Annotated in this window: 12 protein-coding genes; 8 read left to right on the top strand and 4 right to left on the bottom strand. The window is 46.6% G+C overall.

Features of this window, described 5'->3' with window-relative positions:
• Nucleotides 1-83 precede the first annotated feature (83 nt).
• The 4 genes from glnS (at nucleotide 84) to ACL9RG_RS14280 (ending at nucleotide 6,735) form a co-directional block, all read left to right on the top strand.
• The gene (gene glnS, locus ACL9RG_RS14295) at nucleotides 84-1,754 is read left to right on the top strand and encodes a glutamine--tRNA ligase (protein ID WP_422793292.1); all 1,671 of its coding nucleotides are present in this window, start codon (nucleotides 84-86) and stop codon (nucleotides 1,752-1,754) included.
• Between the two features lie 472 nt (nucleotides 1,755-2,226).
• A complete protein-coding gene (gene chiP, locus ACL9RG_RS14290) occupies nucleotides 2,227-3,684 on the top strand; it encodes a chitoporin ChiP (RefSeq protein ID WP_422793421.1) in 1,458 nt (485 codons plus the stop codon).
• 10 nt (nucleotides 3,685-3,694) lie between these two features.
• Nucleotides 3,695-4,045: a ChiQ/YbfN family lipoprotein gene (chiQ, locus tag ACL9RG_RS14285; protein ID WP_422793291.1), complete on the top strand. Its 351-nt coding sequence runs from the start codon at nucleotides 3,695-3,697 to the stop codon at nucleotides 4,043-4,045.
• Between the two features lie 50 nt (nucleotides 4,046-4,095).
• Nucleotides 4,096-6,735 carry a family 20 glycosylhydrolase gene (locus ACL9RG_RS14280; protein WP_422793420.1) on the top strand — a complete coding sequence of 880 codons (2,640 nt, stop codon included), beginning with the start codon at nucleotides 4,096-4,098 and terminating at the stop codon, nucleotides 6,733-6,735.
• A 168-nt stretch (nucleotides 6,736-6,903) separates the two neighbouring features.
• Here ACL9RG_RS14280 and fur read toward each other — a convergent pair whose 3' ends face one another.
• The 4 genes from fur to ybfF all read right to left on the bottom strand — a co-directional run bounded on the left by fur (nucleotide 6,904) and on the right by ybfF (nucleotide 9,769).
• Nucleotides 6,904-7,350 (bottom strand): ferric iron uptake transcriptional regulator, encoded by a 447-nt coding sequence (fur, locus tag ACL9RG_RS14275; protein WP_422793290.1) that lies wholly within the window; start codon nucleotides 7,348-7,350, stop codon nucleotides 6,904-6,906.
• Nucleotides 7,351-7,649: 299 nt separating this feature from the next.
• A complete protein-coding gene (fldA, locus tag ACL9RG_RS14270) occupies nucleotides 7,650-8,177 on the bottom strand; it encodes a flavodoxin FldA (RefSeq protein ID WP_422793289.1) in 528 nt (175 codons plus the stop codon).
• A gap of 192 nt (nucleotides 8,178-8,369) precedes the next feature.
• The gene (ybfE, locus tag ACL9RG_RS14265) at nucleotides 8,370-8,651 is read right to left on the bottom strand and encodes a LexA regulated protein (protein ID WP_422793288.1); all 282 of its coding nucleotides are present in this window, start codon (nucleotides 8,649-8,651) and stop codon (nucleotides 8,370-8,372) included.
• A gap of 347 nt (nucleotides 8,652-8,998) precedes the next feature.
• Nucleotides 8,999-9,769, bottom strand: a complete 771-nt coding sequence (gene ybfF / locus ACL9RG_RS14260) for an esterase (RefSeq protein WP_422793287.1) — start codon at nucleotides 9,767-9,769, stop codon at nucleotides 8,999-9,001.
• Between the two features lie 242 nt (nucleotides 9,770-10,011).
• On the opposite strand from ybfF, the gene seqA reads away from it, so the two are divergent.
• The 4 genes from seqA (at nucleotide 10,012) to ACL9RG_RS14240 (ending at nucleotide 13,548) form a co-directional block, all read left to right on the top strand.
• Nucleotides 10,012-10,551: a replication initiation negative regulator SeqA gene (gene seqA, locus ACL9RG_RS14255; protein WP_422793286.1), complete on the top strand. Its 540-nt coding sequence runs from the start codon at nucleotides 10,012-10,014 to the stop codon at nucleotides 10,549-10,551.
• Between the two features lie 84 nt (nucleotides 10,552-10,635).
• The gene (gene pgm / locus ACL9RG_RS14250) at nucleotides 10,636-12,279 is read left to right on the top strand and encodes a phosphoglucomutase (alpha-D-glucose-1,6-bisphosphate-dependent) (RefSeq protein WP_422793285.1); all 1,644 of its coding nucleotides are present in this window, start codon (nucleotides 10,636-10,638) and stop codon (nucleotides 12,277-12,279) included.
• A 190-nt stretch (nucleotides 12,280-12,469) separates the two neighbouring features.
• Nucleotides 12,470-13,201: a PadR family transcriptional regulator gene (locus tag ACL9RG_RS14245; RefSeq protein WP_422793284.1), complete on the top strand. Its 732-nt coding sequence runs from the start codon at nucleotides 12,470-12,472 to the stop codon at nucleotides 13,199-13,201.
• Between the two features lie 5 nt (nucleotides 13,202-13,206).
• Nucleotides 13,207-13,548: a DUF3861 domain-containing protein gene (locus ACL9RG_RS14240; protein ID WP_422793283.1), complete on the top strand. Its 342-nt coding sequence runs from the start codon at nucleotides 13,207-13,209 to the stop codon at nucleotides 13,546-13,548.
• Nucleotides 13,549-13,610: the final 62 nt, after the last annotated feature.

Here is a 13,610-nt window from a genome sequence, read left to right as displayed (position 1 = left end):
GTTAATAGTTGTGTCAAAGCGAGGCTTGTTGGAACATAAGAGGTTATCTGTAGAGAGCATTCGTTCGCGTAGAGGAATTAACAATGAGTGAGGCAGAAGCCCGCCCAACCAATTTTATCCGTCAGATTATTGACGAAGACCTGGCCTCAGGGAAACACAGCAGCGTACAGACGCGCTTCCCGCCAGAGCCAAATGGTTATTTACATATCGGCCATGCAAAATCTATCTGCCTGAATTTTGGTATCGCTCAAGACTATCAAGGCCAGTGTAACCTGCGCTTTGACGATACTAATCCGGCAAAAGAAGATATCGAATTTGTTGAGTCTATTCAGCAAGACGTAAAATGGCTTGGTTTTGAGTGGAGCGGTGATATTCACTACTCTTCTGACTATTTTGATCAATTGCACCAATATGCGGTTGAATTGATTGAAAAAGGTCTGGCTTATGTGGATGAGTTGTCTCCTGAACAGATCCGTGAATACCGCGGCAACTTAACCGCGCCGGGCACTAATAGCCCGTACCGCGATCGCACGCCGGAAGAGAACCTGGCATTGTTTGCCAAAATGCGTAACGGTGAATTCGCTGAAGGCGCTGCCTGTCTGCGTGCCAAAATTGATATGGCCTCGCCATTCTTTGTGATGCGTGACCCGGTTATCTATCGCATTAAATTTGCTGAACACCATCAGACCGGGAACAAATGGTGCATCTATCCGATGTACGATTTTACTCACTGCATTTCTGATGCGTTGGAAGGCATTACCCACTCGCTGTGTACTCTGGAGTTCCAGGATAACCGCCGCTTGTATGACTGGGTACTGGACAACATCAGCATTGAATGTCATCCACGCCAGTACGAATTCTCTCGTCTGAATCTTGAATACGCCATTATGTCTAAGCGTAAGTTAAGCCAGTTAGTCAGCGAGAAAATCGTAGAAGGGTGGGATGACCCGCGCATGCCAACCGTTTCTGGCCTGCGTCGTCGTGGTTATACCGCGGCGTCTATTCGTGAGTTCTGTCGCCGTATCGGCGTGACGAAACAAGATAACAACGTTGAAATGGCTGCGCTGGAATCTTGTATCCGTGATGATCTTAACGAGAATGCACCGCGTGCGATGGCGGTTATCAACCCGGTTAAAGTAATCATTGAGAACTTTACTGGTGATGATATCCAACTGGTGACGATGCCAAATCATCCGAGCAAACCAGAGATGGGGAGCCGCGAAGTGCCGTTCACTCGCGAGATCTTTATCGATCAGGCTGATTTCCGCGAAGAGGCCAATAAGCAATACAAGCGTTTGGTACTGGGCAAAGAAGTTCGTCTGCGTAATGCTTATGTGATCAAAGCTGAACGTATCGAAAAAGATGCTGAAGGGAATGTCGCGACGATCTTCTGTAGCTATGATATCGATACTCTGAGTAAAGATCCTGCCGATGGCCGTAAGGTGAAGGGCGTGATTCACTGGGTGTCAGCAACTGAAGGCAAACCTGCAGAGTTCCGCTTGTATGACCGTTTGTTCAGCGTTGCTAACCCTGCGCAGGCTGAAGATTTCCTCAGCACAATTAACCCTGAATCCTTAGTGATTGCGAAAGGTTATGTTGAGCCGAGCCTGGCAAATGCACAAGCTGGCGTTAGCCTGCAGTTTGAGCGTGAAGGTTATTTCTGCGCCGATAGTACTTACTCTAGCACTTCTCAGTTGGTATTTAACCGCACCGTCGGTTTACGTGATACCTGGGAAAATAAACCTGCTTTCTAATATTTTTTAAAGCGATTCAATGCAGTTAGAAACTGCGTTGAATCGCTCGGTTAGAAAATATTCTCTAATTAAACGCAGCTTGTCTGCGTTTTTTTACGCCTCTCATTAAGTTATTTCTCTTAGAGAAATAATTACTCTATTTTTTATCGCTGCCAGGTTGGACTCTATCTATAGAAAATAAAGAGAGAGTCTCAGTATCATGGTGGAAATTTATTTTATTGTTTTATAACAAATAAATTAACGTTATTTTTTATGTTATTTTTATCCCACAATCATCTTATTGTCATGTTTATGTGATTTTTGTCATATATTGAAACATTTGACAATGAATTGCATTGATAATTCGCGACGCAAAAAATAACCTTACTGATAGAAAAAAATACTACTCGCCGATCTATATAGGATCACGATTTCGTATTGGATGGCGAAGGAAAGCGTTATTTTACTGAAATATAAAAGGAATTTTATGATGATGGCGCGTTGCGATTTGCGGGAAGGGAACTTCCCAATATTTGTTTTATATTCTCTGGCTGGCACACTTCTCGGTTCTACTCTGTTGTTTACTTCGGCGGCTCATGCTGAAGGATTTATTGATGATTCGGCGCTAAAAGGAGGGATTTATTACTGGCAGCGTGAACGCGATCGTAAAGACGTCAATAAAACGATTAAGCAAAAGCAGCCTGATGGCAGCATAAAGGTGCTTGATAACCCTGATTACAATAAATACATGACTAACCTTTCCCATGCGACAGCCAACCTAAATCTCGATTTTTCATCTGGTTATGCATGGGATATGTTGGGATTTGATATTGCTGCTTTTTCCGCAATAGAAATTGCAGATGCTCACGATAGCGGTCACCCGAACGAAATTGCTTTCTCTTCAAAAAATCGCGCCTATGACGAAGATTATTTCGGGGATAAGAGCGGAGTTAGCCTATATAAAGCGGCTGCCAAGTTTAAATATGGCAATTGGTGGGCGCGTGGCGGTTATATTCAGCCTTCCGGGCAAACTTTATTGGCACCACATTGGAGTTTATTACCCGGTACTTATCGAGGTGTAGAAACCGGTTATCGCTACGATTTTGGTGATGCTGGAGAGTTAAGTCTGTCTTATATGTGGGCTGATAAATATAAATCACCTTGGCATACGCAGATGGATAATTTCCGCCGGGCAGACCGTAAAACTGGCGTTTCTTACCTGCATTCCGTCGGCGCAAAATACGATTTTAAAAATGATTGGGTACTAGAGGCCGCTTATGGCCAGGCCAGAAATTACGTTGACCAATATTTTGCTAAATCTTCATACAAAATGAGTGTGCTGGGCAATCCGCTGACTACCAGTTACCAATTCTATGGTACCCAGGATCGCGTCCACGATAAAAATGACCCTAACAGTATTTACGATGGTCTCGCCTGGTTGCAGGCACTGACCTTTGGCTATACCACCGGGCAGTTTGACTGGCGTTTGGAAGGAACCTATGTCAAAGCCGAAGGCAATCAGGGCTATTTCCTACAGCGTATGACGCCAACATATTCATCTTCTAACGGGCGCTTAGATGTGTGGTGGGATAACCGCTCGGACTTTAATGCTAATGGCGAAAAAGCGCTTTACGCTGGCGTCTTATATGACTTGAGTAAATGGGATCTTCCTGGTTTTGCTATCGGTGGCTCTTACGTATACGCCTGGGGTGCGAAACCGAGTACTAATCCAATCTATGACCAGAACCAGCGCCTGAAAGAAAGCGCCTGGAGTCTGGATGCGTTGTATACCATTCAAGAAGGTCGCGCTAAAGGCACCTTGTTCAAACTTCATTACACCCAATACGACAACCATTCTGATATTCCGAGCTGGGGAGGAGGATACGGCAATATCTTCCAGGATGAAAAAGATGTGAAATTCATGGTTATCGCTCCATTCACTATTTTCTAAGGATAGGGAAATGAAAAAGCAATGCGTTTTGATTGGTATCAGCCTCCTACTGGCAGGTTGCGTGCAATCCTCTGAGCAGCAGTCTTCTCAACAACAGACCAAATTACGCCAGGCATATAGCGCCTGCATTAATACGGCGGAAGGTTCTACCGATAAACTCGCTGCGTGTCAGGCGGTGCTTGACGTGCTCAAACAAGAAAGGGCACACCAACAATTTGCCCAACAGGAAACGGTGCGTGTTTTAGATTATCAACGCTGTTTGACCGCCCGTCAGACCGGCGATGGACAAGTTTATGCCGAAGATTGCGGCAAAATATGGCAGGAAATTAAAGCCAACAATACACAGAAAACTACGAATTAAGGACGAGGTTGCAGATGAAAATATCTACGTTAAAAGCAACAGTAGTGGCAATGGCTGGCATTATCGGCGGCATGCAAAGCAGTCTGGCTGACCAAGGATTAGTGGATAAATTAAGCCAGCTCAAGGTGAATTATAAAGTCGTGGATAATCGGGCAGGGGAGCATGGCAAAGATTGTGCAGTATTAGGCGCTGATTGGGCGGCCTGTAATACCGCTACTATTACCCTGGCGAATAGCGGTGATGAGATCACCGGTTCTGATTGGGCAATCTATTTCCATAGTATTCGCCGTATCTTGCAAGTCGATAACGATCAATTCCATATTACGCCGATCACCGGCGATCTGCATAAGCTAGAACCCACCGATAAATTTAAAGGATTTCCAGCTAATCAGTCGGTCACCTTGCCGATTATTGGCGAATATTGGCAACTGTTTGAAACCGACTTAATGCCACGTTGGTATGCGACGTCGGGCAACGCTCAGCCAAAAGTGTTAGCCAATACCGACACCGAAAATTTGCACCAGTTTATTACCCCATTCAAGGGCGAACAATGGAAACGTACGGATGCTGATAATAACATTCTGATGACGCCGTCGACGCGTTTTACCAAGAATGAAGCGCTGGTGGTGATGCCAGCGAGCAGTCTGCGTGGACACATTATCCCAACGCCACTTGAGGTCAATATCCATCCACAAGACGTTAACCTGAGCCAAGGTGTTGCTTTACATCTTGATGCGTTGAATAAAGCAGCGGCCGATGCAGTGAGTCAACGCTTTGCCTTGCTGGGGATTGCCGAAAATACCAAGGGTTATCCTATCAAGACGGCGGTGGATAAGCAGAAATTTGACGGCGTGATGGCAAAACCAGGCGCTTACCAGTTGAACATTACTGATAAAGAGGCGACAGTCAGCGGATTTGATCGGGCGGGGGTTTTCTATGGCTTGCAATCGATTTTGTCGCTGATCCCGGCTGATGGCACGAAAACTATCGCCCAGTTGGATGCAAAAGATGCCCCGCGCTTTGAGTATCGCGGTATGTTCCTTGATGTGGGACGTAACTTCCATAGTAAGCAGGCGGTGCTGCGTTTAATTGATCAAATGTCGGCCTATAAATTAAATAAATTCCATTTCCATTTAAGTGATGACGAAGGCTGGCGTATTGAAATTCCTGGTCTGCCAGAGTTGACCGAAGTGGGTAGCCAGCGTTGTCATGATTTGACCGAATCGACATGCCTACTGCCGCAATTAGGTTCAGGCCCGAGCAGCAATAACGATGGCAGTGGCTACTTCACCAAAGCGGATTACATCGAGATTGTGAAATACGCGCAGGCGCGAGAAGTCGAAGTGATCCCTGAAATCGATGTCCCGGCACATGCCCGTGCCGCGGTGATGTCGATGGAGGCGCGTTATCGCAAATTGCATAGCGCAGGCAAAGAGCAAGAAGCTAACGAATTCCGCCTGTTAGACCCAACCGATGATTCTACTACCACCTCAGTACAGTTTTACGATCGCCATAGCTATTTGAACCCTTGTTTAGATTCCTCCAAACGCTTTGTGAATAAAGTGATTGGTGAAATTGCTGCGATGCATAAAGAAGCAGGGCAGCCGCTGAAAACTTGGCATTTTGGCGGTGACGAAGCAAAAAACATTTATCTGGGCGCAGGTTTCCAAGACAGTCATGGTAATCCAGAAGCGGGTAAAGGAATCATTGACCTAAGCAAGCAAGATAAGCCGTGGGCGAAATCGCAAGTTTGTCAGGCGCTAGTGACATCCGGTAAGGTTGAAGATGTTGAGCACCTTGCCAGCCATTTTGCTATCGAAGTGAGCAAAATGGTCAACGATCACGGCATTGAGAAGATGCAGGCCTGGCAAGATGGTCTGAAAGATGCAAAAGACTCTAAGGCATTTGCCACTAAGCGCGTTGGAGTGAACTTCTGGGATGCGCTGTACTGGGGCGGTTTCGATAGCGTCAATGACTGGGCCAATAAAGGCTATGAAGTCACTATCTCCAATCCAGATTATGTCTACTTCGATCACCCTTACGAAGTGAACCCGCAAGAGCGTGGTTACTACTGGGGAACGCGCTTTAGCGACGAAGCGAAAGTCTTTAGCTTCGCCCCTGATAACCTGCCGCAAAATGCGGAAACATCGGTCGATCGTGATGGTAACGCTTTTGAAGCCAAGAGCGATAAACCTTGGCCGGGGGCTTTCGGGCTTTCTGGACAATCCTGGAGCGAGACAGTGCGTACCGACCAGCAGATGGAATATATGATTTATCCACGTATGTTGCCATTGGCTGAACGCGCATGGCACCGTGCTGAATGGGAGCTGGATTACCAAGCAGGCAGAAACTTCTCTGGCGGTAAAACCCACTTTGTTAATACCCAGGCGTTGGCTACTGATTGGATGCGTTTCGCCAACTTAATGGGGCAGCGTGAATTGCCGAAAATGGATAAAGCGGAGATTGGTTACCGTTTGCCAGTACCAGGAGCACGTATTGTTGATAAACAGTTGGTTGCTAATATTGCTTTGCCAGGTTTAGCGATTGAGTATTCGCAAGATGCAGGTAAACAGTGGCAGCATTATGACGATAACGTTCGTCCTCAGGTGCTGGGAGAAGTTTGGGTGCGTTCGGCCAGCGCCGACGGCAAGCGTTTTAGCCGCGAGGAGCGAGTGGACATCATCCAATAAACGAAGGTCTTAGCTTCAATCATCACAAACGCAGGCCTCGAATTTCGGGCCTGTGTTTTTTTGCGGGCAATAACGAATAAATAACGGGCATAAAAAAACCGCTTTTCAGCGGTTAATCTGTTAAGAATTAGGCGAGTACTTTCTTTCTCACTTTGCCTTAAATCTTATTTAGCCTTCACCGTGCAATGTGTCGTCTTCGCGGCAATCGCCAAGTTCACAGTGACCGTAGAGATAAAGACTATGGTTAGTCAGCTTAATTCCATGTTTCTTGGCAATTTCGCGTTGGCGAGCTTCAATATACTCGTCTCTGAACTCAATAACGCGGCCACAATCTAAGCAGATCAAGTGATCGTGATGATGTTGCTGGGTCAATTCAAATACAGACTTACCACCTTCGAAATTGTGGCGAGTCACGATACCAGCGTCGTCGAATTGGTTCAGCACGCGGTAAACCGTTGCCAGGCCAATTTCTTCGCCCATATCAATAAGTTCTTTATAAAGATCTTCCGCGCTGACGTGGTGACCAGCTGGAGCTTGCAGCACTTCCAGAATTTTCAGTCGTGGAAGCGTGACTTTTAGGCCGGCTTTCTTCAGTGCGGTGTTGTTGTCAGTCATGCGGATTCAGTCCTGTCACTATGCTAATCAAGTTGAGGCAAAAGCCTTTGGCATCGGTTGGCACAAAAATTAACGTTTTGTTATAGGATTGTCGAGCTATAGCAAAACGGTGGGCTGTTAAAAACGATCGTTTACGTCAGACATGCTGGTGGCCGAACTGACTTACTCGATAAAACAGATGTACTAAGTGTACCTTGATACGTGGAAAAGTCACAATTTTGTTGCTGTTAAATTGTTAATTGCAGTAATAGTTTTTACCCCTTAAATGTTAAGGGGTAAATCAGTTTATGCTGTGCTTATCAGCCGATAATTTCAGATAAACTTAACTCTTCGGTGATTTGTTTCACCCAAGCTTCAACACGTTCGTTGGTTAATTCTGGCTGGCGGTCTTCATCGATAGCTAATCCAATGAAGTGAGTATCATCGGCCAAACCTTTTGAGGCTTCATAGTGATAACCTTCGGTTGGCCAGTGGCCAACGATGACGGCGCCGCGTGGCTCGATAATATCGCGCACTGTGCCCATCGCATCACAGAAGTATTCCGCATAGTCTTCCTGGTCGCCACAGCCAAATAACGCGACCAATTTACCTTCGAAATCAATTTCTTCGAGTGTAGGGAAGAAGTCATCCCAGTCACACTGCGCTTCACCGTAATACCAAGTCGGTATACCAATCAGCAAAATATCAAACTTCTCCAGATCTTCCTTAGTGCTTTTAGCGATGTCGTGAACTTCCACTACATCTTTGCCTAATTGTTTCTGGATCATTTTAGCGATGTTTTCAGTGTTACCTGTATCGGACCCAAAGAAGATACCTACTACGGCCATAAGTTTACCCAACCTCTTGTTCTTAATTAGTTCCTGGCAAAGTCATTTACTTTTTCAGGGGCACATGCGGAGGATGATAGCAAACTCACCAAGGAGATAACATGCCCGCATTCCACCGATTAATAAGAGGGCATTTTATCGGGCAATAAAGGGAAGTGTTATCGCCTTTGTGTGCTCTTTCGGGTGGAACAATTAGTCATGCAAATCGCTAAGATGTGCTAATAGCAACTCTTCGATAAGTTCACTACGACTGATATTTCGCTGTTCTGCCAACTTGTTCAGTGTATCAACAGCTTCAGCATTAATTTTTAGCTCTACGCGTCGCAAACCGTTAACTTTGTCACGGCGGAGCTGATTGCGCTTGTTAATCCTGAGCTGTTCATCACGGGAAAGCGGATTCGTTTTTGGACGCCCCGGACGGCGATCCTCAGCAAACAGATCAATCGTCGTGCGGTCCAGTTGTTCTTTTGCCATAGGTAAGCGGTACAACTAGGGAAGTTATATCAAAAGGCAGCATGCTGACTGTTGATTAGATGGTTAACACATTTCGGGCTGATATACCGGTCGATTTTCAAGATGCGAGGTAGCTTTCGCTTAACCGCTTCTTGGCATGACGTTGGTATAAACCCTAAACCAATTTAGCTTCTGCGCCCCATACCAAAAGAGCCGTCGGGGCGGCAAAATTACAGCGCGCAATCATACCCTAGCCGCACTGGCGTTCACAACGTCTAACTGCGCTGATATCAAGCTAAGTTGTTATGTTTAGCCGCTTTTTTGAGCGTTCAAACCACAGTGAAGCGATGAGAACAATGGCTGTACGTTTAATCGACATCAATGAAGCGATGAATCGCACGTAAAACCGCCTCTGGTTTTTCTGCATGTACCCAATGACTGGCGCCTGCGACAACATGGGCTCGTGAAGCTGGGAACTGGCTGGCAATGGCATCACGATATTGCTCTTGCACATAAGGCGATAATCCCCCGCGAATAAACAGCGCCGGATGTGGCCAGGCGGGCAGTTCTTTCCAGCCGATAATATTGCTGTATTCAGCCATCAACACCGGCACATTGAATAACCATTCGCCTTGCTGGAAGGATTTTAATAGAAACTGAATCACGCCTTCTTCCGGAATAATGTCGCGCATACAAGCTGCTGCCGATTGGCGATCGCGGATACCGGCGTCGGTCACTGCGTTTATTGCGCTGAAAATATTATCATGTCGGCGTTCAGCATATGCCACCGGCGCGATATCAATGACGACCAATTTTTCAACCCGATCTGGCGCGAGAGCTGTTAGTGCCATTGCTGCCTTGCCGCCCATCGAGTGTCCCATGACTAAGGCTTTATCGATGCCAGCGGTATCCATTGTTTCCAAAAGATCTTGCGCCATGGCAGCATACGACATGTCGGTTGAACGTTCTGAATGTCCATGATTGCGCAGGTCAACTTGCAACACGTCATGATGCTGTTTCAAATCACGTGCGAGAACGCCTAAGTTGTCGAGTGTGCCAAAAAGACCATGGATCAGCACAATTGGCAGTGTAGAAGGCGTTGGAGACTCATTTTTTTGCAGACGAAAATGTAATTTCATGGTGAACTTCACCCAGACATTTATATATAGGTAAACAATCTCATTAGGTTATCATGAGTTGCGGAAAAATTTCTGTCATAGCCTGAATGGGATTAGGTAATACGCACGCGAGGATAAAGCCTAAGACGGCAAAGTAGGGTTAATCTGCTTTTTATGCTGTTAAGGCAATTCATCTGTTCGCTTGTGCGTTTTACTTTGTATAATCCTTTGAATGAATTACGTAGAAACAGTACTGGATAAAGATGAAAACTATTGAGGTTGACGAAGAACTTTATCGTTATATTGCCAGCCATACGCAGCATATCGGTGAAAGCGCATCAGACATTCTGCGCCGCATGTTGAAATTTTCTGCTGGTCAAGAGGTGCAGTCATCTGCGCCAGTTGTCAGCACTGACACACAGCTAAAACCGGTGAGCGCGGCGAATACCCAGCGCGACCGCGTTCGAGCTCTTCGTGAATTAATGCTGTCTGATGATTATGCAGAGCAAACCAAAGCGGTAAACCGTTTTATGTTAGTTCTGTCGACCTTGTATTGCCTTAATCCTAAAGAATTTGCTGTGGCGACCGAGTCTTTGCATGGCCGCACACGCACCTATTTTGCTGGCGATCAACAAACACTGCTGCAAAACGGTATTCACACCAAACCTAAACATGTTCCAGGTACGCCATATTGGGTGATTACCAATACCAACACAGGTCGCAAACGCAGCATGATCGAACACATCATGCAATCGATGCAGTTCCCTGTTGAATTGACCGATAAAGTTTGCGGAACCATTTAATTTCATTTCATCAAATGCCTGTTCACGCCTACAGCTTACGCAGAGTCGTGAGCTGTGGTTGAACGGGGTTCAGGAGAAGTGCCAGTGGCTAATCATCCTCGTGCAGGGCAACCCGCCCAGCAAAGCGATTTGATCAATATTGCACAGCTGACATCGCAATATTATGTGCTGCAACCCGACCCAAGTAATACCGCGCATGCCGTTAAATTCGGGACATCTGGTCACCGTGGTAGCGCCGGGCGTCACAGCTTCAATGAGAACCACATTTTAGCCATTGCTCAGGCGATTGCTGAAGTGCGCAAAGAGCAGGGCACAACCGGGCCTTGCTACGTAGGTAAAGACACGCATGCGCTGTCTGAGCCTGCGTTTATTTCTGTGGTGGAAGTACTGACTGCCAATGGCGTCAATGTCATTGTGCAGCAGGACAATGGTTTTACACCGACGCCGGCTGTTTCTCATGCGATCCTGACGCATAACCGTCAAGGTGGCGCATTAGCTGATGGCATCGTGATTACGCCATCACACAATCCGCCGGAAGATGGGGGGATTAAATATAATCCGACCAACGGTGGACCCGCTGATACTGACCTGACCGGCGTTATCGAAAAACGTGCTAATGCGTTACTCGCTGCCAAGCTAGAAGGTGTCGCGCGTCAGTCGCTGGATAAAGCGTGGGAAAGCGGTTATCTGATCGAACAAGATTTAGTTCAGCCTTATATTGAAAGCCTGGGCGAAATCGTCGATATGAAAGCGATTCAGAAAGCAGGCTTGAAGCTCGGCGTTGATCCGCTGGGTGGTTCAGGTATTGCTTACTGGCAGCGTATTGCCGAGTACTACAAACTCGATTTAACGCTGGTTAACGATTCGCTCGATCAAACTTTCCGCTTTATGCATCTGGACCACGATGGCGTTATCCGTATGGACTGCTCATCAGAATCTGCGATGGCGGGCCTGTTGGCACTGCGTGATAAGTTCGATTTAGCTTTCGCTAATGACCCAGATTATGACCGCCACGGTATTGTTACTCCGAAAGGTTTGATGAACCCGAACCACTATTTAGCGGTGGCTATCCAATATCTGTTCCAACATCGCCCGCAATGGGGCAAAGATGTTGCGGTAGGTAAAACGCTGGTTTCTAGCGCGATGATTGACCGTGTGGTAGAGGATTTGGGCCGTAAGCTGGTGGAAGTGCCGGTTGGTTTCAAATGGTTTGTTGATGGTTTGTTCGATGGCAGCTTTGGTTTTGGCGGAGAAGAGAGCGCGGGGGCATCCTTCCTGCGCTTTGATGGCACGCCTTGGTCAACTGACAAAGACGGTATCATCATGTGCTTGCTGGCGGCAGAAATTACCGCAGTAACGGGTAAAAACCCGCAAGAGCATTACGATGAACTGGCAGCACGCTTTGGTGCACCAAGCTACAACCGCATTCAGGCTCCGGCAACGCATGCGCAGAAAGCGGCATTGTCTAAGTTGTCTCCTGAACAAGTCACCGCTGATACTCTAGCCGGCGACCCGATCACTGCACGTTTGACTAATGCACCGGGCAACGGCGCGTCGATCGGCGGCCTGAAAGTGATGACTAAAAACGGCTGGTTTGCCGCTCGTCCATCAGGAACCGAAGAAGCCTACAAGATCTACTGTGAGAGCTTCCTTGGGGCTGAGCATCGCGAAAAAATCGAGAAAGAAGCGGTAGAGATCGTGAGTAAGGTTCTGTCTGGCGCTAAATGATCGCCTAGAGCCTCTGCTTAAAAACGCTTATTAAAATAATAAAGCGCTGTTAACACAGCGCTTTTTTTATGCCTGCAATTTAGCGTGAAAAAAAGATATATCTAAATCGATCTTTTTCTTGCCAACACTTTTCACCTTGTCTATTTTAGATATATCTAAATAAATCGATATATCTAAAAGGACAACATCTATGTTTATAAAATTAACCAATCTGCGTTCTCGCAGCCACGGGCAGCGTGGTCACGGCCCATTTGATGACGAACATCATGAACATGGCCATCATCACAGAATGCATCGTGGTGGACGCCATCACCAAATGGGAGAGCGCCATGAACGTGGCAGTCGTGGTGATGGACATCGCGGCGGCCACGGTCGTGATAAATTGCACCGTTTGTTTGAGCACGGCGATTTACGCCGCGTATTACTCGCGTTAGTCGCTAAGAAACCTAGCCATGGTTATGAATTGATTAAAGCGATTGAAGAAGCCTCTTCCGGCCTTTATGTGCCAAGCCCAGGCGTGATTTATCCCACGTTAACGTTGCTCGAAGAGCAGGATTTTCTTGAAGCCGTTGCTACTGGTAATGGACGCAAAAGCTATCAAATTACCTCTGCCGGTGAGGCTGAATTGGCTCAACATCAATCAGCAGTCGATATGATTTTTGCTCGTTTGGCGCAGGCAACACGTAAACGTGAAGGTAATTTGGCGGAAGGGATCGCCGATACAATGCACCGCTTAAAAAGCGTATTACGCGGCAATATGATGCGTGGTGATCTTAGCCAACAACAGGTTGAACGCGTTAACGCCACATTATTGAAAGCAGTCGAAAGTATTGAAGCAGAATTTGCGGCCATTGACGCGGAGCTAGCCGCGCAGTCAGCAGCACCACAAACTTCATCAGCAGCTAACACTTCACAGGAGTAAGTATTATGGCAGGTTATCGTTACCGCATTACTGTTGAGCCATTAACAGACAAAAAAGGTCAGCCATTAGAGAAGGATACGCTGACTTTTGAAACTGAAAACCACGATGAGATTTTGGGTATCGTTGAGAAACTGGCTAACCGTGACGATCTGTTTGGTCGCGAGAAAAATATCTCTTTTGCCGTTGGGCTTAAGCTGTTCTCCGAGACCTATATTGAGAATATCAAACATCCACAGTTTGCCCCGCTGCGCGCCCCTTTCAAGGATTTCATGATGCTGCTTAAAAGGGGTAAAGTCCGCGATAGAGGAGAGGGCACAGATGAAGATAAACAGGATAACGAATCTTAACTCTTAGTAAATATCATTTCTCAGATCTGGCAGTTACTGGTTATATGTATTAGTAGCTGCCA

The organism is Rouxiella sp. Mn2063 (assembly GCF_049319665.1).
In the GTDB taxonomy this organism is placed as follows: Bacteria; Pseudomonadota; Gammaproteobacteria; order Enterobacterales; family Enterobacteriaceae; genus JBMOUD01.
This window is presented reverse-complemented; position numbering and strand designations above follow the sequence as displayed.

Excerpts from the sequence above, each read along its gene's own strand:
- glnS (WP_422793292.1), top strand. The coding sequence starts at position 84 with ATGAGTGAGGCAGAAGCCCGCCCAACCAATTTTATCCGTCAGATTATT.
- chiP (WP_422793421.1), top strand. The coding sequence starts at position 2,227 with ATGGCGCGTTGCGATTTGCGGGAAGGGAACTTCCCAATATTTGTTTTA.
- chiQ (WP_422793291.1), top strand. The coding sequence starts at position 3,695 with ATGAAAAAGCAATGCGTTTTGATTGGTATCAGCCTCCTACTGGCAGGT.
- ACL9RG_RS14280 (WP_422793420.1), top strand. The coding sequence starts at position 4,096 with ATGGCTGGCATTATCGGCGGCATGCAAAGCAGTCTGGCTGACCAAGGA.
- fur (WP_422793290.1), bottom strand. The coding sequence starts at position 7,350 with ATGACTGACAACAACACCGCACTGAAGAAAGCCGGCCTAAAAGTCACG.
- fldA (WP_422793289.1), bottom strand. The coding sequence starts at position 8,177 with ATGGCCGTAGTAGGTATCTTCTTTGGGTCCGATACAGGTAACACTGAA.
- ybfE (WP_422793288.1), bottom strand. The coding sequence starts at position 8,651 with ATGGCAAAAGAACAACTGGACCGCACGACGATTGATCTGTTTGCTGAG.
- ybfF (WP_422793287.1), bottom strand. The coding sequence starts at position 9,769 with ATGAAATTACATTTTCGTCTGCAAAAAAATGAGTCTCCAACGCCTTCT.
- seqA (WP_422793286.1), top strand. The coding sequence starts at position 10,012 with ATGAAAACTATTGAGGTTGACGAAGAACTTTATCGTTATATTGCCAGC.
- ACL9RG_RS14245 (WP_422793284.1), top strand. The coding sequence starts at position 12,470 with ATGTTTATAAAATTAACCAATCTGCGTTCTCGCAGCCACGGGCAGCGT.
- ACL9RG_RS14240 (WP_422793283.1), top strand. The coding sequence starts at position 13,207 with ATGGCAGGTTATCGTTACCGCATTACTGTTGAGCCATTAACAGACAAA.